The 20,002-nt window shown below is 50.3% G+C and carries 20 protein-coding genes; 12 read left to right on the top strand and 8 right to left on the bottom strand.

The window, feature by feature from the left end; genetic code table 11:
• The first annotated feature begins 125 nt into the window (after window positions 1-125).
• The 12 genes from fusA (at window position 126) to ACXJJX_RS01020 (ending at window position 11,630) form a co-directional block, all read left to right on the top strand.
• A complete protein-coding gene (fusA, locus tag ACXJJX_RS01075; protein WP_456431028.1) occupies window positions 126-2,213 on the top strand; it encodes an elongation factor G in 2,088 nt (695 codons plus the stop codon).
• Complete coding sequence (locus tag ACXJJX_RS01070; protein WP_456431026.1) at window positions 2,214-2,714, top strand: MogA/MoaB family molybdenum cofactor biosynthesis protein; 501 nt, start codon at window positions 2,214-2,216, stop codon at window positions 2,712-2,714.
• Between the two features lie 44 nt (window positions 2,715-2,758).
• On the top strand, window positions 2,759-3,670 hold the full coding sequence (locus ACXJJX_RS01065; protein WP_456431024.1) for a sulfite exporter TauE/SafE family protein: 912 nt from the start codon (window positions 2,759-2,761) through the stop codon (window positions 3,668-3,670).
• Between the two features lie 43 nt (window positions 3,671-3,713).
• Window positions 3,714-5,027, top strand: a complete 1,314-nt coding sequence (gene thiC, locus ACXJJX_RS01060) for a phosphomethylpyrimidine synthase ThiC (RefSeq protein ID WP_456431022.1) — start codon at window positions 3,714-3,716, stop codon at window positions 5,025-5,027.
• Window positions 5,028-5,098: 71 nt separating this feature from the next.
• Window positions 5,099-5,413 carry a 50S ribosomal protein L21 gene (gene rplU, locus ACXJJX_RS01055; protein ID WP_456431020.1) on the top strand — a complete coding sequence of 105 codons (315 nt, stop codon included), beginning with the start codon at window positions 5,099-5,101 and terminating at the stop codon, window positions 5,411-5,413.
• Window positions 5,414-5,423: 10 nt separating this feature from the next.
• Entirely contained in the window at window positions 5,424-5,711 is a 288-nt protein-coding gene (rpmA, locus tag ACXJJX_RS01050) for a 50S ribosomal protein L27 (RefSeq protein WP_456431018.1), read from the top strand.
• A 61-nt stretch (window positions 5,712-5,772) separates the two neighbouring features.
• The gene (locus tag ACXJJX_RS01045; RefSeq protein ID WP_456431016.1) at window positions 5,773-5,970 is read left to right on the top strand and encodes a uracil-DNA glycosylase; all 198 of its coding nucleotides are present in this window, start codon (window positions 5,773-5,775) and stop codon (window positions 5,968-5,970) included.
• A 5-nt stretch (window positions 5,971-5,975) separates the two neighbouring features.
• Window positions 5,976-6,425 (top strand): Obg family protein, encoded by a 450-nt coding sequence (locus tag ACXJJX_RS01040; protein WP_456431014.1) that lies wholly within the window; start codon window positions 5,976-5,978, stop codon window positions 6,423-6,425.
• The gene (locus ACXJJX_RS01035; RefSeq protein WP_456431114.1) at window positions 6,307-7,011 is read left to right on the top strand and encodes an Obg family GTPase; all 705 of its coding nucleotides are present in this window, start codon (window positions 6,307-6,309) and stop codon (window positions 7,009-7,011) included. Before ACXJJX_RS01040 ends, ACXJJX_RS01035 begins: the two co-directional genes overlap by 119 nt.
• A gap of 8 nt (window positions 7,012-7,019) precedes the next feature.
• Entirely contained in the window at window positions 7,020-8,150 is a 1,131-nt protein-coding gene (proB, locus tag ACXJJX_RS01030; RefSeq protein WP_456431112.1) for a glutamate 5-kinase, read from the top strand.
• A 52-nt stretch (window positions 8,151-8,202) separates the two neighbouring features.
• A complete protein-coding gene (locus tag ACXJJX_RS01025) occupies window positions 8,203-10,347 on the top strand; it encodes a DUF3553 domain-containing protein (protein ID WP_456431012.1) in 2,145 nt (714 codons plus the stop codon).
• Complete coding sequence (locus tag ACXJJX_RS01020; protein WP_456431010.1) at window positions 10,344-11,630, top strand: bifunctional folylpolyglutamate synthase/dihydrofolate synthase; 1,287 nt, start codon at window positions 10,344-10,346, stop codon at window positions 11,628-11,630. The genes ACXJJX_RS01025 and ACXJJX_RS01020 overlap by 4 nt, the downstream gene beginning before the upstream one ends.
• Here ACXJJX_RS01020 and ACXJJX_RS01015 read toward each other — a convergent pair.
• From ACXJJX_RS01015 to ACXJJX_RS00980, 8 genes are all read right to left on the bottom strand, one after another.
• Window positions 11,620-12,168 (bottom strand): methyl-accepting chemotaxis protein, encoded by a 549-nt coding sequence (locus tag ACXJJX_RS01015; RefSeq protein WP_456431008.1) that lies wholly within the window; start codon window positions 12,166-12,168, stop codon window positions 11,620-11,622. The genes ACXJJX_RS01020 and ACXJJX_RS01015 overlap by 11 nt on opposite strands.
• A 21-nt stretch (window positions 12,169-12,189) precedes the next feature.
• Window positions 12,190-13,200 carry a cytochrome c3 family protein gene (locus ACXJJX_RS01010; RefSeq protein ID WP_456431006.1) on the bottom strand — a complete coding sequence of 337 codons (1,011 nt, stop codon included), beginning with the start codon at window positions 13,198-13,200 and terminating at the stop codon, window positions 12,190-12,192.
• A gap of 66 nt (window positions 13,201-13,266) precedes the next feature.
• Window positions 13,267-14,598, bottom strand: coding sequence for a YncE family protein (locus ACXJJX_RS01005; protein WP_456431004.1), 1,332 nt, complete (start codon window positions 14,596-14,598; stop codon window positions 13,267-13,269).
• Complete coding sequence (locus tag ACXJJX_RS01000; protein ID WP_456431002.1) at window positions 14,589-15,881, bottom strand: cytochrome c3 family protein; 1,293 nt, start codon at window positions 15,879-15,881, stop codon at window positions 14,589-14,591. The genes ACXJJX_RS01005 and ACXJJX_RS01000 overlap by 10 nt, the downstream gene beginning before the upstream one ends.
• Complete coding sequence (locus ACXJJX_RS00995) at window positions 15,856-16,863, bottom strand: cytochrome c3 family protein (protein WP_456431000.1); 1,008 nt, start codon at window positions 16,861-16,863, stop codon at window positions 15,856-15,858. The genes ACXJJX_RS01000 and ACXJJX_RS00995 overlap by 26 nt, the downstream gene beginning before the upstream one ends.
• 50 nt (window positions 16,864-16,913) lie before the next feature.
• Window positions 16,914-17,798: an NHL repeat-containing protein gene (locus tag ACXJJX_RS00990; RefSeq protein ID WP_456430998.1), complete on the bottom strand. Its 885-nt coding sequence runs from the start codon at window positions 17,796-17,798 to the stop codon at window positions 16,914-16,916.
• Entirely contained in the window at window positions 17,771-18,940 is a 1,170-nt protein-coding gene (locus tag ACXJJX_RS00985; RefSeq protein WP_456430996.1) for a cytochrome c3 family protein, read from the bottom strand. The genes ACXJJX_RS00990 and ACXJJX_RS00985 overlap by 28 nt, the downstream gene beginning before the upstream one ends.
• Window positions 18,937-20,002 (bottom strand): cytochrome c3 family protein (locus ACXJJX_RS00980; protein WP_456430994.1); only part of this gene is annotated, 1,066 nt, incomplete at its 5' end. The genes ACXJJX_RS00985 and ACXJJX_RS00980, both read right to left, overlap by 4 nt.

The following is a 20,002-nucleotide window of genomic DNA, read 5'->3' as shown; positions in this document are numbered from 1 at the left end:
TGAGAATGATCAAATCACGGAATATAGCAACCTTAGTCTTTAATGTCATCGTTTCATTGTCCTTGACGCCTGAATTTCAATTCATTATGGTGCCTGAAATAGATTCCCAGTAAAAGGGGGCGCCTATGGAGGTCGGTAAGGTCCGCAATTTCGTCTTTCTTGCCCAAAGCGGTGCCGGAAAAACTCAACTGGCTGAGGCCATGCTCTTTTTGGCCGGGGTAACCAAGCGGCTGGGTAAGGTTGATGAGGCTACGAGTATCCTAGATTACGAGCCCGAGGAGCAGAAACGCAAGATCACCATCTCCACGGCAGTGCATCATCTTGATTGGAAGAAACACCAGCTTTTTCTGCTGGACACCCCAGGAGAGGACAACTTCCAGGCCGAGGCTCGTCTGGCGGCCAGGGTAGCGGACAATGCCGTCTTTGTCATCGATGCCACTGATCCTGTCAAGGTTCAGGCTGAGAAGGCCTTTGCCTTGGTCAAAGAGTTTGGGCTTCCTTGTGTCCTTTTCGTCAATAAGATGGATCGAGAAAGGGCCGACTTTGACAAAGCCCTTGAAGCCGCTGGTAATACCTTTGGTGTAAGGACGGTTCCAGTGGCTCTTCCTATTGGTAAGGAGGCAGGATTTAAGGGCATCGTTGACCTCATCTCCTATAAGGCCTTGGTTTATCCTGATGATGAATCGGGCAAGTTTCAGGTGGTTGATATCCCTGGTGACCTCAAGGACCGGGCAGAGGAGCTCCGGGCTAACCTCATTGAATTTGCTGCCGAAAGTGATGATGTTCTCCTGGAAAAATTTCTTGAAGGAGAGGACCTTACAGCCGAAGAGATAGCCGCTGGCCTAAAGGCAGGGATTACCTCGGGGGCCTTTGTTCCGGTCTGTTGCGGTTCGGCTCTCAGAAACATAGGACTTCAACTCCTTCTTGATCTTTTGGTTTCCTTTATGGCCTCGCCCGAGGATCGCGGTTTGCTTAAGGGAAAGAATCCGGCCTCTGGCCAGGAGGAAGAACGTCCTCCATCCCCCGAGGCCCCGATTTCGGCCTTTGTCTTTAAGACTACGATTGACCCTTATGCTGGGAGGCTTTCTCTGGCCCGGATCTACTCTGGTGTCCTTCGGCCCGATGGCACTCTTCTAAATGCAAATAAAGATTTCCAGGAGCGTTACAGCAATGTCTTTATCCCGGAGGGTAAGGGGCAGAAACAGGTCTCGCAGGCCGGCCCGGGGATGATTATCGCCCTGGCCAAGCTTTCTGAAACTAGGACGGGACATACCCTTTGCGATCCCAAGGCCCCAATAATCTATCCTATGCCGGAGATGCCCTATCCGGTAATAACCTATGCCGTTCATCCAAAGACTAGGCAAGATGAGGAAAAGATTGCAGGGGCCCTTTCCAAACTTCAGGAAGAAGACCCCACGATCCAAGTTTCTCGAGATGAAGAGACCAGGGAGCTTCTTCTCTCGGGACTGGGGCAGATCCACATCGAGGCCACCGTAGAAAAGCTTAAGAGAAAGTATGGTGTGGATGTGGATCTTTCTCTGCCCAAGATTCCCTTCCGGGAGACCATCAAATCTGCCAAAAAGGGGGTTATCTATCGCCACAAGAAACAGACTGGTGGTCGGGGGCAGTTTGCTGAAGTCCACTTCGATATCTCCCCTTTGCCTCGTGGAGAGGGGTTTGAGTTTGAAGAGGCCCTGGTAGGAATGAATGTACCTCGAAACTTTGTCCCGGCGGTAGAAAAAGGCATTCGCGAGGCCATGGAGAGGGGTCCCTTGGCGGGTTTTCCTGTGGTGGATGTCAAGGTTCGTTTCTATGATGGTAAGTCCCACGAGGTTGATTCCTCAGAGATGGCCTTCAAGATTGCGGCTATCATGTGCTTCAAGAAGGGGGTTTCAGAGGCCAATCCGGTGATCTTGGAGCCCATTATGGAGCTTGAAATCACTGTTCCTGATGCCTACATGGGAGATGTCATCGGAGACCTCAATGCCCGCCGGGGGCGGGTCCTGGGAATGGACGCCAAAGATGGTTGCCAGGTTATCAAGGCTCAGGTTCCTCTGATGGAAGTCCAGAAGTATGCTCTGGATCTAAACGCTATTACCGGTGGTCGGGGGCGGTTCACCATGCGTTTTTCTCACTACGAAGAGGTCCCGCCGACGCTGGCCGAAAAGATCATTGCCGCCGCCAAAGAGGAGCAGGAAAAGGAGAAGAAGTAGATGCCTGCCGGGCGATATTCTGCTGGGATTCTGATTATCAGTGACTCTCGATCCTCTGGTCAGGCCGAAGACACCTGTCTTCCTTTGATTAGGGTCTGTCTTAAGGAAGCCGGTTTTAATGTTGTGGCCGAACGGATTATTCCCGATGAGTATGAGGTCATTGTCAACAAACTGGTTGACTGGGCTGATCAAAAGGCTCTGGCCCTGATTGTCACCAGTGGGGGCACGGGGCTTTCTCCTCGGGACGTCACTCCTGAGGCTACCAGGGCCGCTATAGAACGGGAGATCCCGGGGATACCAGAGGCCATGAGAGCCGAAGGTCTTAAGGCCACTCCCCGGGCCATGCTCTCTCGGGCCATTGCTGGAGTACGCGGCCGGACCCTGATCATCAATCTTCCCGGAAGCCCCAAGGCGGCAGAGGAATCTCTTAGGGTGATCCTCCCGGCTCTAGAGCATGCAGTGGCCAAGATTCTGGGAGATACTTCTCCCTGTGCCCATTAGGGCCCCTTTTTCTCAGAGACCTGAAGGCCTTCAGGAAGGGGGCGATGATTCCTGAATTATTCCAGATCACCTTTGCCGCTAGCGGAGTAACCACTTGGATATTTTTGCCCCCTTTAGTGACGTTTTTTCTGGGTTTCTTTGGGGCTATGGCCGGGATTACCGGGGCCTTTTTGCTTTTGCCCTTTCAGATGAGTGTCCTCAATTATGTAAGTCCGGCGGTCTCGGCTACCAATCTACTCTACAATCTTTGGGCCATTCCCGGGGCCCTCTGGCGTTATATAAAAGAGGGGCGAATGAACTGGCCTTTAGCCTTAGTGATGACCTCGGGTACGGTCCCAGGAATGTTTGGGGGCTATCTGCTCAGGGTCTTTTATCTTCCCGATCCCCGCCGTTTTAAGGCCTTGGTTGGAGGAGTCCTCCTTTATCTGGCTGGCCGGCTCTTAAGTGATCTTCTAAGGGGGCCAGGGGACCGTGGCCCGGTGACCAGCGTAGAGACCGTCCATATGGGCCTTTCGAGAATTGTCTTTGAGTACGGTCAGAAGACCTACAGCCTTGATCCGCGTCCGCTTTTTTTAATCTCCTTGGTGGTGGGGCTTATCGGTGGGGCTTACGGAATAGGGGGTGGGGCCATCCTTTCTCCTTTCTGTGTGGCCGTGCTTAAGGTTCCGGTCTATGCTGTAGCCTCGGCCTCTCTTTTTACTACCCTGATGAGCTCTATTGCCGGGGTGATCTTTTATACCTTTGGCCCCTCCTCCGGCCCCCAGACAAGACCTGACTGGCTTTTGGCAGCCCTTTTTGGCCTAGGAGGCCTTTTAGGAACCTATCTCGGGGCCCGGGCCCAACGCTATATCCCCGAGCGTCCTATAAAACTTGGCCTGATGTTGGTCGTCTTGACAGTGGGTCTAAGGTATCTCTTTCAGGCCTTTCCCCTTGTCTTGACCTGGATCGAGCGATAATCTTGCCCCACTTATAGATTCCAGCCGAGGAAAGGAGTTGACTATGCCTACCCAGTTAGAGATAGCCCGCGAGGGGAGGATCACTCCGGAGATGGAGGCCGTTGCCCATGAAGAGGGGGTATCCATAGAAGAGCTTCGGCGTCTGGTGGCCGAAGGCAAGGTTGTCATCTTGAAGGGGCGTTTTAATGAAAAAAAGGTGGTAGGAATCGGTAAAGGTCTGAGGACAAAGATCAATGCCTCTATTGGTACCTCCAGCGAGGTCTGCGATCTTGAGCTTGAGCGCCGCAAGGCCCGGATTGCGGAGGCCACCGGGGCTGATACCTTGATGGAGCTTTCAGCGGCCGGAGATCTTGACCGCATTCGTCAGGAAATTCTAAAAGAAGTTTCGCTTCCGGTGGGTAATGTTCCTCTTTATCAGGCCTTCTGTGAGGCTGCCAGGAAATATGGTTCTCCTCTTCGGCTTGATCCCGAGGAACTCTTTGAACTTATTGAAAGACAGTGTGCCGATGGGATTGCCTTTATGGCCATCCACTGTGGCATAAACCTCTGGAGCCTTGAAAGACTCAAACGCCAGGGATACCGCTACGGTGGGCTTTGTTCCAAAGGTGGGACCTTGATGGTTCAATGGATGTTGGAACACGGTCGAGAGAACCCTCTCTATGAACAGTTTGATCGGGTGGTCTCTATACTTCGTCGCTACGACACCGTGCTTTCTTTAGGCAATGGGATCCGGGCTGGCGCTATCCATGATTCTTTAGATCGAGCCCAGATGGCGGAATTGATTATCAACTGTGAGTTGGCGGAGATGGCCCGGGAGGCCGGCTGTCAGGTGATGGTTGAAGGTCCAGGTCACGTTCCTCTTGATGAGATTGGTCCCAATATCGTCGTCCAGAAGCGGATGTCTGGGGAGGCTCCTTATTATATGCTGGGACCATTGCCCACCGATGTGGGGGCGGCTTGGGACCACGTCACCGCTGCCATCGGAGCAGCCCATTCGGCCATGTATGGGGCAGACCTCATCTGCTACATTACCCCCGCTGAACATTTGGCCCTACCCAACGAGGAGGATGTCGCCATTGGAGTCAAGGTGGCCCGTTTGGCAGCCCACGCTGGCGATGTGGTCAAACTGCGTGGCCGGGCGGATCTAGTCGACAAACAGATCAGCAAGGATCGACGAGATCTCCGCTGGGGACGCCAGTTTGACAACATGCTCTTTGCCCAGGATGCTCGACGTTTGGTTGAAGAAAGGCGTTCTATTGGAGGGCAGGGCTGTTCGATGTGTGGAGACATGTGCGCCTTGAGGCATGCTGCTGACGTTTTTACCCCTTACATAAAGGGAGACAAGATCAATCAATAGAGCCTTTTCCTTGACAGGGGAGCTTTCCATGTTATTTTATGCCCGCGATTTTTCCTGGGAGGTTTGTGTCCATGTACGCCATTGTCCGCACAGGTGGTAAACAGTATAAAGTTGCTCCAGGCGAGGTGATCAAGGTAGAGAAGCTCCCTGGCGAGGTTGGCGAAAGTGTTGAGCTTACGGAGATCCTTCTGGTAGCCGAAGGTGAAGAGGTAAAGATTGGTCAGCCTCTGCTGGAATCCGTTCGGATCAAGGCTACCATTCTTGAACAAGGGCGGCATCCAAAGGTGGTTGTCTTTAAGAAAAAAAGGCGTAAAAATTACAAGAAGAAATACGGGCACCGCCAGCCCTATACAGCCCTGAAGATAGAAGAGATCATCTTAGGCTAGGAGGCAGACTATGGCCCACAAAAAGGCAGGTGGCAGCAGCCGCAATGGTCGGGATAGCGAGAGCAAACGTCGAGGGGTCAAACGTTTCGGTGGCCAGTATGTCAAGGCCGGCAATATCCTCGTCCGTCAGGTGGGGACCAAATTCCACCCAGGATTCAACGTCGGTATGGGGCGTGATTTTACCCTGTTTGCCAAAATAGATGGAGTGGTTACCTTCGAGAGTTATCGTGGACGCCGAGTAGTAAGTGTTTACCCCATGGAGCAGTATCTTCAGAAGATCCAGGAACGGGCAGCCTAGGTAATGTCCTTGGGAGGTTGAGATCAAATGGCCGCCTTCGGGCGGCCATTTTAGTTTGGAGATGGCTGGGAAAAAGGATCCAACTCAGGCTACAGGTCGCTGTCTTAAATGTCGTCACTATTATCTGACCTGGGATCCTCGTTTCCCCCATGGTTGTCGGGCCTTTGGTTTTAAGGCCGCTGGTCCTCCGAGTCAGCTGGTTTTTAAGAGTTCCGGGGTTTCCTGTCAGCTTTTTGAAGCCAAAGGGTCTAGGCGTTAGAGACGATGCGCTTTGTAGATCAGGTAAAGATCAAGGTTAAGGCCGGCCGTGGTGGAGATGGCTGTGTGAGTTTCAGACGGGAAAAGTATGTCCCTAAAGGAGGGCCAGATGGGGGAGATGGAGGTAAGGGGGGAGATGTCATTTTAGTGGCCACTGAACAGCTCCAGACCCTTTACGACTTCCGTCACCGGGCGGTCTTTAAGGCCCGCCCTGGTCAACATGGTCGGGGTAAGAGGCAGACTGGGGCCAACGGTGAGGATCTTATTGTTCATGTTCCTGTAGGGACGGTGGTCAAAGATTCGGAAACCGGGGTTGTCCTTAAGGATTTTACCCGACCTGGTCAGTCCTGGGTGGCTGCCAGAGGGGGGCGAGGGGGGCGGGGGGAGGGGCGGCTGTGGAAGTGCTCCTTTTCCCACGCCCGCCAAGCAGGCTCCCCGATTTGCCGAACCAGGTGAGGCGGGGGAAGAAAAAGATCTCCTCCTTGAGCTAAAACTCATTGCCGACGTTGGCCTTGTGGGCCTTCCCAACGTTGGAAAATCAAGCCTTCTTGCTCGGTTATCAGCAGCCCGTCCCAAGATTGCCGATTATCCCTTTACAACCCTTTACCCTGTTCTGGGAGTGGTCAGCCTTGATGAAGGCGAGAGCTTTGTTGTTGCCGACATCCCCGGTTTGATCGAAGGGGCCCATAAAGGAGTAGGGCTAGGGCTTGATTTTTTAAGGCACATTGAACGAACCAAAATAATCCTCTACGTCCTTGATGCCAGCCGGGGAGAAGAGGTCCTTGAGGACCTTGAGGTTGTCAGAAAGGAGCTGGCCTCTTATCAGTCTAGTCTTCTCAAAAGACCTCAGGCTGTGGCTCTGAATAAAATTGATCTTATTTTCGAAAGACAGGTCTTGGCCTCCATAATTGAAAAATTGAGAAAAGAAGGCTATCCGGTCTTTCTGGTCTCTGCGGCTACCGGAGAAGGTCTTAAAGAGCTTACTTCTGGCCTTTACCGGATCCTTAAGGAAATAAAAGAAGACCGGGAGGCCCTCGTATGAGTAGAGAGTTGAGACTTAAATATCTTAAGATTGTAAAGCGCTTGGTGGTTAAGGTGGGCAGTGCGGTTATTACCGCTGAGGCCGGTCTTAACCGCCAAGTAATAGACAATCTTTCGGCCGAAATTTCACGTTTTGTCCGTCAGGGCTATGAGGTTGCCTTGGTCTCCTCAGGGGCCATAGCCTGTGGACGTCGGAAGATGGGTTTTCACGGCCGTAGTCTTCCTGAGAAGCAGGCCTTGGCGGCCATCGGTCAAAGTGGCCTTATCGAGGCCTACGAAGAGGCCTTTGAGCGATATGATCAAAAGGTGGCCCAGATCCTGCTCACCCGCGAGGATCTAGAAAGTCGGCACCGCTTTTTAAATGCCCGGAATACCCTTGAGGTTCTTTTTGACTGGAAGATAATCCCTATTGTCAACGAAAACGACACCGTGGCAGTGGAAGAGATCCAGTTTGGCGACAACGACACCCTAGCGGCCCTGACAGTTAATCTTATCGGAGCAGATCTTCTGATATGTCTTTCTGATGTAGAGGCCCTTTATGATCAGGATCCCCGTCTCTCGCCCCAAGCCCGGCCGGTTCCCTTAGTTGAAAAAATAGACCAGAGGATTGTCGAGATGGCCGGGGACAGACCAGGAAGGCTTGGCCGGGGGGGTATGGGGACCAAAATTCGGGCGGCTCGGATGGTTACCTCGGCTGGGGTTCCTATGATTATTGCCGGTGGCCGGATCCCCGGAATATTGGAGAGGATATTTGCCGGCGAGGATATAGGAACCTTTTTTGCCCCCTCCAGACGCAGGCTATCTAGCCGCCAGTACTGGATTGCCTATAATCTTAAGCCATCTGGAGTAATCGTCATTGATTCTGGGGCCCGTAAGGCTTTAGAAGAGGAAGGGGCCAGTCTGCTTCCCGTTGGGGTCAAAGCCGTAAGTGGAGAGTTTCCTCGGGGAGCTTGTGTTGAATGTCGTGATGAACAGGGACGAAGGGTGGCCCTTGGCCTTAGCAATTATTCAGCCGCGGAGATAAGAAAGATTCTCGGTTGTCGAAGTTCCGAGGTCTGTCGACGTTTGGGTCTAAAAACGTCTCCCCCGGAGATTATTCATCGAGATAACCTCGTCTTGGCTGGGGACTGTCCATCTTGAGCCTTTCCCTCTGGTTGCTGCTTTTTGAGAGGCGTGTTAGTTTGGGGCCGCCATGAAGGCCAGGATTGATTACGAAAACCTCCTTAATCCGGCCCAATACGAGGCCGTAACCACCCTTTATGGCCCGCTTTTGGTGATTGCCGGGGCCGGTTCAGGGAAGACTAGGACTTTGGTCTACAGGATGGCCCGGCTGGTGGAAGAGGGTGTTGCCCCGGAGAATATCCTCCTCCTTACCTTCACTCGGAAAGCGGCCACTGAAATGCTCCGTCGGGCGGCGGCCCTTCTTTCTGAGGGCCGCTGTGAGGAGGTTATTGGGGGTACCTTTCACAGCCTCTCCCACCTTATGCTTCGTGAATACGGCGGTCTTTTGGGTCTATCGCGGCACTTTACTATTCTGGATCGAGGGGATGCCGAGGATGCCATTAATCTCTTGAGAAATGCCTTGGGATTTTCCGAACGGGGGCGTCGTTTCCCGAAGAAGGAGACCATTGCCGCCATCTTCAGTAAGGCTGTCAACAAAATGCTGAGTCTAGGAGAGATCATCGAGGCCGAATACCCTCATCTTCTAGGCGATGTGGAAGATCTGGCCCGCCTTTTCCGCCATTACGTCCAATATAAACTGGAACATCAGCTACTAGACTATGATGATCTTCTTGTCTACTGGCGGCGAATTCTGGTTGAATTTCCTCAAGTACGGGAGGCTGTTGCCGAACGGTTTCGTTTCATTATGGTGGATGAGTATCAGGATACCAATTTTCTTCAGGCTGAAATCGTACGTTTTATGGCCGAAGGCCACGAGAATGTTATGGTTGTAGGGGATGATTCCCAGTCCATCTATTCTTTTCGGGGGGCTAACTTTCGCAATATTCTCGAGTTCCCCAGGCTGTTTCCCGGGGCCAAGATAATCAAACTGGAGGAGAATTATCGAAGCACCCAGCCCATTCTTGATTTGGCGAACGCTGTAATCGCCAAGGCCAAGGAAAAATACACCAAATGTCTTTTTACCAAAAATTCTGGGGGCGAACCTCCCGTTGTTTTTAGGGGACGGGATGAGGCTGAACAGAGTCGCTTTGTCGCCCAGAGGATCCTGGAGCTTCGGGAAGAAGGGATTGACCTCTCTGATATTGCTGTTCTCTTTCGCTCAAGCTATCACTCCTTTGATCTTGAGTTGGAGCTGGCTAAGCGGGATCTACCCTTTGTCAAACATGGGGGAATGAAACTTATCGAGACAGCCCACATAAAAGATGTCATTGCCCATCTGAGGGTGATCCTTAACCCCCTAGATATGCTTTCCTGGAACAGAATCCTTCTCCTTATCGAGGGGGTGGGGCCTAAAACCAGTCAGCAGATCATTAACTACCTCCGCTACAGCTCTGAGCCCATCGAGGCTTTGGCCGGATATCCGGCTAAGGCCGCCATTCGAGAAGGAATTTTGCGTCTTTCCCGAACCCTTACGGCCATGGCCCAAAAGGGCTTTTCGCCAGAGGAACAGTTAGAGATTTTGTCCGAATATTATCTGCCAATTCTCTCTCGAGTCTATCATGATGATTATCCCAAACGAGAGAAGGATCTCGAACATCTCCTCTCCATTGTAGGCCGTTACGAGACTCTGGAAGATTTTTTAGCAGATCTTGCCCTTGAACCCCCTGAGGCCAGCGTGGCCGCCGTAGAGCCTTACGAGACTGATAAAGAATGTCTCGTGCTCTCGACTATTCATTCTGCCAAGGGGCTTGAATGGCATACGGTCTTTGTCATCTCGCTCGTCGAAGGCCGTTTCCCTTCGGGCTATTCCCTTTCCCGAGAAGAAGATCTTGAAGAAGAACGTCGGCTTTTCTATGTGGCGGTAACCAGGGCCCGAGAACGTCTTTTCCTTACCTATCCGGGAACCATTTATATCCCAGGAGAGGGACGAACCATTGCTAAACCATCTCGCTTTCTGGTCGAATTGCCAGCCAAACTGAGCCGCAATTGGCATGATCTCTCCGAGAGGCAGCCGGCTGTTTTGAAAGAGAGCCCACCGTTTTTGGAAGCCTCTGCTCCGGCCTTCCAGCCGGGAGAATGGGTCAAACACCCTGTCTTTGGGGCCGGTCAGGTGAGAGGAATGGCCGATCAAGATAAGGTAATCGTTAATTTTGAGGCGGCCGGAACCAAGACCCTTCATCTTAAATACGTCAAATTAGAACGCCTGGCCCCATGACCTTTGAACAGGCCTGCTCTTTTCTTAATTCATTTCAGTTTCATGGGATGAAACTAGGTCTGGAGCGTATTACCGCTCTCTGTAAGGCTCTTCGCAACCCGCATCTTTCTTATCCGGTGATCCACATTGCTGGGACCAATGGTAAGGGATCTACCGGGGCCATGCTGGCCCGAATGCTTCAGGAATCTGGCTATAGAGTGGGTTTTTATTCCTCTCCCCATCTTTTTTCGGTAAGGGAACGTTTTCGAATCAATGGCCGGGAGATCTCTCCAGATAGTTTTGCCCGGATTATGGGGGAACTACATAGACTTATTGCTTCCGGCTACAAGGCCACTTATTTTGAGTTGACCACGGCTTTGGCCTTCAGGTGGTTTGCGGATATGGAAGTCGAGCTGGCGGTGGTGGAGTGTGGCCTGGGAGGCACTTATGATGCCACTAATATCGTCCGGCCTGTCCTTTGTATAATTACCAATGTAGGGCTGGATCATCAGGCCTACCTTGGAAACAATAAGCGAAAGATCGCCAGAGACAAGGCCGGAATCATCAAAGAAGGCTCTTCAGTGATAACGGGGGCCAGGGGAGCCGCCCTTGAGGAGATCGCCTCTTGTGCTCAGGCCTCTAAGGCTAGACTTTACGTGGCTGGATGTGATTTTAGGGCCTGGGGCCGGAAACGCCTTTATTTTTCTTTCCCCGATTTGGGTGTTTCTCGACTAGGGCCTCTGAATTTGGGGCTTAAAGGCAGGTATCAGTTTAGAAATGCATCTTTGGCCCTGGCGGCCATCCATCTCCTTAAAGAGAAGGGGTATGAAAATGTAAGTCCTTTAGGGGTGAAGAAAGGCCTAGAGAGAGCTTGCTGGCCTGGCAGATTCGAAATTGTCGAAAATAAAGGGCGAAGGATTATCCTCGATGGGGCCCATAACCTCGATGGTATCCGGGCCTTGAAACAAGAAATCCTGGCCCAGGGATTCTCTAGGGATCTGGTTCTTCTGTTTGGAGCCACTGATGAAGGGGGCGATAAACCATATTTTAAGATGCTTAAAGTTTTAGCAGAAATCGCCTCAAAAATAGTTATTACTGTGCCTCAAGGGCCCCGCAAACCAGTATCCCTTAAGATCTGGAAGATGGCTTTGCCGTCTATTGTCTCTGAAAAACAGGTCTTCCTGGAAGAAAATCCTTTAAAGGCTTTAAGACTTGCCCAAGCAAACCTCTCCCCCTCAGGGGGCCTTCTCGTGTGCGGCTCTCTTTATCTGGTCGGCCAGATAAGGAAGGCCCTTATACCTTAAGGGCCTTGATCCTTTCTTGAATCTGATTAACCCGCTCCTGGATCCTTTCAATTCGACCTTGTTCAAGATCTTGGTCGATGAGTTCAAGATCTCCTTGGATTTGTTTGAGTTCTTTTCTTACTCGATCCAGGGCTTGGTTGGCAGCTTCGGCTAGAGAATGGAAGCGATCTCCTCGCCTCAATCGAAATACCTGAGAGAAATTACCCTGAGCTACATTCTTGAGGTCTTCCTCAATCCTGTAGATAGGACCTGCAATCTGTTGAGGGAAGAATATGGCGAAGAGTATTCCGGCTCCCAGACAGACTCCCCCTGAGGCCAGAATAACTGGAAGAAGTAGGTCACTGACTCGCCTGATAGTAATGTGGGCCTGGTAGAATGATTCATCGATCCTTTTATGGCTGAAGAAATACATAATCAACAGAGCGATGGATATGGAGACTGCCACTACAAATACGATTCGACTTAGAATCCAGAGCTGAAGATCTCGTTTAACACTTAGATTGAGCTTTTTTCTCTTATGCACTGTTTTGGTTGGCATTTTTAGGCCCCTCGTTAAATTTTAGCGATAGCGTTGACCATGGCAAGAAAGGCAGAGGCTACGGCCTCGTTTGCGAAGAAGATAGGGTTCCTTGGCGGAGTGAGGATTGTGACAACTGGCACAAGTGACTACTCCGTTGAAGACCGGAATCCCCTCAGCGAGCATCCCTTGGCGGAGATGGACATTTACCGGGTGTGTTGCTCCGAGGCTATGGGAATCATGACATTTAAAACAGGCATCAAGCCCGGCGACTACTGGAGGATTAAGGTTTTTATGGTGGCCGGCAGAAGAATTATTCTTTGAGGCGGTCTGTTTTGGGACTGTCCCCAGATGCCAACTAAGGGCTCCATCACTCTTAACCGCCAGAAGGGGTTCCTCATCAGCTGTTTGGTAGATCTCTACAGAGATAATATGGGCCTTTGGGGGAGAAGGAAGAGCAAAGGGGTGACCAACCCTGAAGGAGATCTTGGTCTGACTACTTTGACCATATAGGTCCCTTACCGTAAGCAGACATTGGTAGGTCTTCCCATCCTTTAGACCGGTGAGGGAGATCACCTGATAGGTAAAAAAATCTCCCTCGCTGAATCCCTGAACATCTTGGCAATTTATCTCCGCTTCAGTAGGGATGTCAGTCTTGACACAAATCTTGGCCTCCCACCAGGGGCCATGCTCTAGCCCACACAACTTGGCCTCTAATATGTTGGGTTTGGGGCCTCTAGGGGCATCAGGTAAGGAACTAAGGCTAAGACGTTTTTGGAAAAGAGGATCCTTTGATTCAAAGATCAGATCATATCTCCTTAGCCGACCAGGCAAAAGGATATAAGCTGTTCCCCCCGGCTGATATCTTTCCAGAAACCACTTTACGTTCTTGGTATTAATAGTTTGGTTGCCTTCCTTCGGCCTATCTTGACCGTGGCACACATCACAACGGTCCTCAATAAAGGGAGGATGGACAGAGGAATTGTATTGATCCTCCAATGGATGACATTGGCGACATCTGGCGGCCTGGGCCAGACCGGGAAGAAATACCAAACTTAGGAATACCACTAAAAATAGGACTTTATCGATGTTTTTCTTTTGGTGTTTGTCTTTCATTGTTTACTGATTTACAATCATTCCAAAAGGTTTTCCGCCTAAAATTATCCTGCCAACAGGTTTCTCTGAAGTTATGTCGATAACAATTATTCCTTTGTTACGCCGATCAGCCACATACAGCCATCTTCTCTGTTTATAGGTGGCCATGGTAAAAGGAGAACCCTTTACCCGGATTTTCTTGGAGATGGTAAGTTGCCCTGGGGAGATAACACCTATTGTCCCCTCCTCCTCGTTACTTATATATAATCGGCTACCAGATCCAGAAACTCTAATTGTTCCCCGACCACTACGAATGCGGCCTACCAGTTCGCCATTGTCTAGATTAAAAACACTGACTGTGCCTGGCCGGTATTCCGCAACATAAAGTCGTCCATCTTTTATCCAGAGCCCTCGAGGATCCATAATGCCAGTGAGTTTCCCCCCCTGGGAGAGATCTGCATTAAGGATGTAGACTACCTGATCCGCTGGGGAGGAGACAAAAATCTGTCCCTTTTCCTCCCAATAGAGGATTTCTGAGGGCTGATATCCCAAACGTCTCGAGGAAATAAGCCCTCCGGAGACAAGGTTAATCAGAAGAAGGTAGTGAGCCTGTGGATCAGTAACTACTGCTTGGTTTCCCCCTAGTAGGGCTATAAATTGAGGGCTTATGGCTAACGGGAGAAAAAAGGTATCAATTGTTCTGAAGGTTGAGAGCTCAACAACATTTAAGGCTTTGGCCTTAGAGGCTACAATATAGAGACGATCTCCGGTAAGGGAGATGGCAAGGTCTTTGGGCCCTCCTTCGAGCCCCAAAGATGCCACTACTTGGTTGGTATCAGCCCTGATGGCAAAAAGAGTGTCTATGTCATCGCAAGTAACATAAAGGGTCTCGTCTCGTAAGGGACGCCCTTGGAGACGACCATAGAATTGAGGAATAAAGCTTCTTCCTTGAAGGGAATCCCTGACATTCCAGAAGACAAAAAGAGAAAGGCTCTCTTTGCCCCTGATCCGGAAAGGAATTCTTATCTTTAAGGGAGCGGCCGGAGAATCAAGATGCTCTTCTCCTAGACAGGTATCACTTATCTCTAAAATAAGCCCTTGATATTCTCCTGGAGAGATATTCTTGGCTGCCAAAAATTCTTGAGCAAAATTGGCCGTTGAAAAGACCCGACTTCCCCCTTCAGAGAGAGGGATTTTCTGGCCACTTGATTTGATAAGATAGAGATTTTTTATCCGGAAGCTTACCTCTTCTGGAGGAGGAGCTACGATATTAAGAAAGACATTAATCCGGGCGGCAGACGCCGATCCCCAAAGGGAAAAATAGATCAGTAAAAACAGCAGACCTCTCAGAAGCATATTCTACCCGTGGCCCTACTACCGGCCCAACTGTCGTCTTTCCCATGCATATGACAGTTAAGGCAGTTAGAGACTCCTCCACTACTGTGACACCATATACATTGAAACTGGGCATAAGGGCGATCGCTTGCTTTGTGGTGGATATACTCCCAACGATTGGCTGTAGAAGAATATCCTGCTGCTTTGTCATCCATGTGGCAGGCCCGACAGAGATTGCCCATATCCTTACTATAAGGGTCATTAATGGTTACCACGACTCCGTTTACCTCTCTTCTTATGAGGAAAGGATTGGCGGAGCCATGGGGCTCATGACAATCAAGACAGGAGAGGACAAAACCAATGGATATTCCGATAGGGGCCGAGGCAAAGGGAGAATTCATACTGATGGCATCAGTAGCGGCATTAAGACCATGTTTGTCTCCAGGACCACTTTCTCCACCTTGGCTAATCCAATCTATAGGGCGGAGATTGCGCCCCAGGGTCGTGCTATAGATGGTATTGCTAGAATTATGACAATCAGTACAGAAAGTGGTGTAATCTGGCAGGTTAGAACCATTATAGGTGCTACTTCCTCCTGGTTCATATCCAGAGGAATAGTGTAGGGGAGCCTGATACTTTCCTGAAGAAAAATCAGACATTTTTTCACCTGTCCCATCTCCCCAAAGGGTGCCATGGTCTGTCGGCCGGGAGACAGCGGTTGCGGCTGCCGGATTAGTGGGGTTAGCCTTAATCCGTTTGGCTAAGTGAGGATTGTGGCAGGCCACACAAGGATTTGACTGATCCTTAAAGAAAGAAGAGAAGTTAGTCCTGGCAAAGTTCCAGATATCATAGAGATTGTGATAAGAAGTCTGGTTAAAGGCCTCCAAGATGGTAGCTGGCCCCTGAGTGGTGTAGCCTCCAAAGGTCTGCGCATAATCATTGTTAATTATACCATTGGCCTGGAGAGACGGAGAACCGTGGCAAGAGAAACAGAAGTTGTCATTCTGGGTATAGGGGCCAGTAGTAGCAGATGTGTTGAAGAAATTTTTAAAAAGGTCAAAAGGAAAGGGACCGCTATTTGAGGAGCCATTGATTACTCCGTGCTGTTCATGACAATGGCCGCAGTTTCCCTGGGTATAAGTATCTGTCCGTTGGGTCCGTTTGACGCCTGAAGAGGCGTTTCCATGGGCAGAGTTGAGATAATCTCCAGCAAATGCCAAGGCCACCAAACCGAAGATGGCTACCCCAGCCAGGAGAAAAACTCCCCACCTCAAAGGCTTAGTCTTTTGCCGTGTGGCAGGCATTGCATCCATTGATAGAAGTCCCTCCTGGCCAACCCTGATAATTCCAACGCAGGATTTTTTTGTAGGGAGTACCGTGGGCTCGATGACAAGAAATACAGGTGACGATCGTATCCTTGTTGAAGTTGACGGTAGATTTAACGGTGGAGACATCTTCACTAGCTACTGGAGCAATCACAGAATAGGTTCCCACTCCTGAGCCATAATTGCCCGGATAGTTTCGATACTCTGAGTTCAGAGAGGTGTTCCCAAGATCATAATCTGTAGGGTGTCTGAGCCAGGGAGATCCCCAGGTGCCATTACTGATATTAGTGCCGGCGTGAAAGTCTCCATGGCACTGACCGCATAGGGCGCTAATAGTAGTAGAGTCAACATCAGTCTCGGCGGTTCGATCTCTCCCCTTATATTGGTTGTGGGCGACCGCGGTGGGCTGATATTCCCAATCAGAGTCCTCATAGCCCACAATGCCTTTTAGGAAACGATAACTTTTACCTACAGTAGTTCCATCAATAGTGGAGTCATCGGTATGATGGGCCCCCAGAAGGCTCTCTACATCACTGGCTACCGTCCGGTCACCATGACAACCATACTGGCCGGCACAGCTAAGTTGCTGGCCAAGGTCAGTTCCCCCTGGAGGAGTAGTCCCTAGGGTAGCATCTACTCCGGCTACGCCAGCAACGTTGTGCCCGCAGGCATCATCAATACTAACCCAGTAGAAATTACCTCCGGCCAAGGTATTGGTATTAGCTTCAGTCCCTGTATTTCCGTAGGTAGGGGCGCTGGTAGAAAGTACATAGGGTGTTTTATTGGCTCCGTTGTTAAGGCCAGTATGGCACCCAAGGCAGTCGTTGGTTAAGAGAGCCTTATAAGGGCCAGAACTACCCCACTGGCTGAGGGCCGTACCTCCTTGGGAATAGTGCATGGTGTGACAGTTAGAACATATACCCGAAACTCGGGCAAAGGCTAAGGAAAATGGAAAAAACATCAGACCCAAAAGGGCTATGGCTATAAAAAACGTCCTAGCCTTACTCAAAATTAGTGTCCCCAGATGTCTATACGACCGTTTCCTTCATCCAAAACCAATAAGTCATTACCCACAAAGAGTAGTTGCCACGGATAACTTAAATGCCCCGGCGTTGCTCCTTCTTCGAGAAAGGAGTAGCGAAAACGACCCTTTTTGTCAAAAACAAAAACCTTCTTTAAGTAACGATCTAAGATGTAAAAATTCATCTCTTTATCGATTTCAATGGCCACAGGAAGAGAAAACTTCTTCTCAGGGGTAATAATTCTTTCTTCTCCTGTTTTCAGGTTGAGGCCATAAATCCGGCCACTGATATTTTCAAGCCCCCAGAGCCAATCCCCTTTGATCTTAATATCGAAAAAACCCTTGAAATCTTTATTTTTGGGCCTTACAGAGCGAATAATCTTCAAGGTGTCTCCGAGCAAGAGGGCTTGACCTGTAGCTCGATCAAGGACGACCAGATTCTTTTTCCAGACTAAAAGTCTATCGACCAAGACTGTTTGTCCTTGGTAAGAAAGCTGGTGTCTTTTAAGACGTTGGGCCTTAAGATCGATAAAGGTAAGGCTATTAAGTGGTCTTTCCACCACCCAGAGGCTCCCCCCTTTGTCTCTTACCATGGCCAACGGTCCCTTAAGCTGACCGGCGGCGTCAAACTCCTTGAGGGGGTTCCAGCTACGATCATAAGAGACCAAACGATTATTTCCAGTATCTGTAACGTAAAGACGCCCTGAAGATTGATCAAAGTAAAGGGCCAGGGGATAGTGAAGGGATACTCCATTACTGTCTTTCTCTAAAGAGGCTTTTAGTTTAAAGGAAACAGCCCCTACCTGATCTCCCCAAACAGTTAAAATGCTTACGAAGAGACCAATGACTAATAGTTTTTGTGGCATTCTAGACATAGGGTCGCCTCTCCACTCAATCTTAAATTGTATTTAAAGTTGGTTCCCATCGGATCATGGCAGGTAACACAAGTAACAGGCTGTCCGTTACGGGGATCAATGACCTTTTCTCCCACAGGATGGGTAAACTCACCTTGGGTCTCATGACACTGGATGCAGGCGGCATTGCCATCGCCATTTAGCATGGCGGGATGGTTTGAGCCGTGGCCCACATGACAATCAAGGCACTTACCCCACTGCGGGTGGACATAGAGGCTTTTTTCCTTTTGTTTAGATGTTTCTGGATGACACTCCTGACAGAGTCTTCCCGGAGTATCCCTCAGAAGGGCCTTGGCGTCGGAGACATGAGGACTGTGACAGACCAAGCAGGGGTTATCCTTGATGCCCCCCAGGAGATGATTATGGGTGTACTCAAAGCTTTTCTTTCGGTCTTTATGGCAGGAGAAGCAGAGTTCAGCCCCCTTTGGTCCCTGTTGGTGGCAGACTTGGCAGTCATTTTCTTCATAAGGTGGGTGTCCTTTTTCTCGGATGAGATTTTTGCGGTCACTACCATGGGGATTGTGACATGAAAGACAATCCATCTTCTTAAAGCTCCTACCTTGATGGCTTTGGGACAGACGAGAGCTTTCTTTATGGCAGGAGAGACAAAGGTCAGCCCCTGTCTTTTTTAAGAGACGACGATCGGAAGAGGCGTGTGCCTCATGACAAGATAAACACTTTCCCTGGGCAAATGGTTGGTGGGAGATTTTAAATTTCTGACGCAGATCTTTGTGGCAGTTTAGGCAGACCGTCTTAGCCTCTTTGTTAAGAAGGCCTTTTTGAGCCGAGGCATGGGCCTCATGGCAACGAAGACAAGAGCCCTTGGCGACGGGGGGATGGACGATCTCGGAGGTGGCCAAGGTCTTTTTGAGCTCTGCATGACATGAAAAACAAAGCCCTGGAGCAGGTTCCTTTAGAAGACCTTTATAACGGGAGACATGGGGTAGATGACATTGGTCACATTTTCCAGCAGCCACGGGCCTATGGGGGCGCCCTTTAAGAAAAGGCTTTTGGGAATGACATTTGAAACAGACCTCCTGGGCATTTAGCCCAGAATATGGAAATAGAATGATTATCAGGCTTAATATCCACCAGCGAATCATCGGCCACCTCCATGACACGGAGCACATTGTCCCTTCTCAAAAGGGGAATGCTCTACAGGCCAGAGCATCCGTTCATCTGGGGCTCCATGGGGATTGTGACAAGATGTACAAGATTCTGGTGAGGGAGAGATGTCATTGTGGGCCGTAATTAGTTCCTGGTCTATCTGATGGCAGTTAAGACAGATTGTCCCCGAAGGGGCCTTGAGTAAGGCCTTTCGTGGACCGGCGTGACTTTGATGACAGATAAGGCACCCCTGATCTTCTTCTGCCGGGGGATGAGCCACTCCCTGCTGCCAAAAACTGGATATGTCTTGGTGGCAGGCTAGACAAAGATCTTTGAGATCCTCCCGGAGATACCAGGGCCGTTTCCCCCCATGAGGGCGATGACATTGCTGGCAGTTTCCCTTTTCTGCCGGAGGGTGGACTACGGCCTCTCGTCGGACTGAGCGACCAACTTGGCTATGGCATTCATAGCAGATGGTATCTAGAGGCTTTTTGATTTGAAAAGCGTATTCAGCAGCGTGGGCATCATGACAGGTGAGGCACTCTTTTCGGCCAAAGGGGGCATGCATCTTTTGACCTTTGAGCTCTTGGATCTGTTTTTCGTGGCATGAAAGGCATTGCTTGTTGGCATCTTCTGGTAAAAGATGCCGCTTTTGGGCGTAGTGGGGATTGTGACAGTTCGAACAGCGCCCACTGCCAAAAGGGGTGTGAAGACTAAAAAAATTTTCTTCTTTGGCTGTTTTTTGGTGGCAGGAAAAGCATAACTCCTTTTCCTTACCTACCAAAAGCTTTGGCTCTGCAGCCTCGTGAGGAAGATGGCAATTGAGGCATCTGCCCTGAGAAGTGGGGGGATGGGCCACAGGGCCGGTCTTGATCCTTTGATGGCAGGAGAGACAGAGGCTTCCCTCTTCCTTGGCCAAAAGGGGTTTTTCTTGGGAGACATGGCCAAGATGGCAGGCCAGGCAGTCACCATCTTCAGCCGGTTGGTGTTTGCTGCGGACAGGGGCTGAAGGTTTCTTAGCTTTTTGGGTGGTAGTGGAATGGCACTGGGTACACAGG

It is taken from the genome of Thermosulfuriphilus sp. (assembly GCF_054026695.1).
This window is presented reverse-complemented; position numbering and strand designations above follow the sequence as displayed.

Coding starts and splice junctions, on each gene's coding strand:
- fusA (WP_456431028.1), top strand. CDS start 126: ATGGAGGTCGGTAAGGTCCGCAATTTCGTCTTTCTTGCCCAAAGCGGT.
- ACXJJX_RS01070 (WP_456431026.1), top strand. CDS start 2,214: ATGCCTGCCGGGCGATATTCTGCTGGGATTCTGATTATCAGTGACTCT.
- ACXJJX_RS01065 (WP_456431024.1), top strand. CDS start 2,759: ATGATTCCTGAATTATTCCAGATCACCTTTGCCGCTAGCGGAGTAACC.
- thiC (WP_456431022.1), top strand. CDS start 3,714: ATGCCTACCCAGTTAGAGATAGCCCGCGAGGGGAGGATCACTCCGGAG.
- rplU (WP_456431020.1), top strand. CDS start 5,099: ATGTACGCCATTGTCCGCACAGGTGGTAAACAGTATAAAGTTGCTCCA.
- rpmA (WP_456431018.1), top strand. CDS start 5,424: ATGGCCCACAAAAAGGCAGGTGGCAGCAGCCGCAATGGTCGGGATAGC.
- ACXJJX_RS01045 (WP_456431016.1), top strand. CDS start 5,773: ATGGCTGGGAAAAAGGATCCAACTCAGGCTACAGGTCGCTGTCTTAAA.
- ACXJJX_RS01040 (WP_456431014.1), top strand. CDS start 5,976: ATGCGCTTTGTAGATCAGGTAAAGATCAAGGTTAAGGCCGGCCGTGGT.
- ACXJJX_RS01025 (WP_456431012.1), top strand. CDS start 8,203: ATGAAGGCCAGGATTGATTACGAAAACCTCCTTAATCCGGCCCAATAC.
- ACXJJX_RS01020 (WP_456431010.1), top strand. CDS start 10,344: ATGACCTTTGAACAGGCCTGCTCTTTTCTTAATTCATTTCAGTTTCAT.
- ACXJJX_RS01015 (WP_456431008.1), bottom strand. CDS start 12,168: ATGCCAACCAAAACAGTGCATAAGAGAAAAAAGCTCAATCTAAGTGTT.
- ACXJJX_RS01005 (WP_456431004.1), bottom strand. CDS start 14,598: ATGCTTCTGAGAGGTCTGCTGTTTTTACTGATCTATTTTTCCCTTTGG.
- ACXJJX_RS01000 (WP_456431002.1), bottom strand. CDS start 15,881: ATGCCTGCCACACGGCAAAAGACTAAGCCTTTGAGGTGGGGAGTTTTT.
- ACXJJX_RS00995 (WP_456431000.1), bottom strand. CDS start 16,863: ATGTTTTTTCCATTTTCCTTAGCCTTTGCCCGAGTTTCGGGTATATGT.
- ACXJJX_RS00990 (WP_456430998.1), bottom strand. CDS start 17,798: ATGTCTAGAATGCCACAAAAACTATTAGTCATTGGTCTCTTCGTAAGC.
- ACXJJX_RS00985 (WP_456430996.1), bottom strand. CDS start 18,940: ATGATTCGCTGGTGGATATTAAGCCTGATAATCATTCTATTTCCATAT.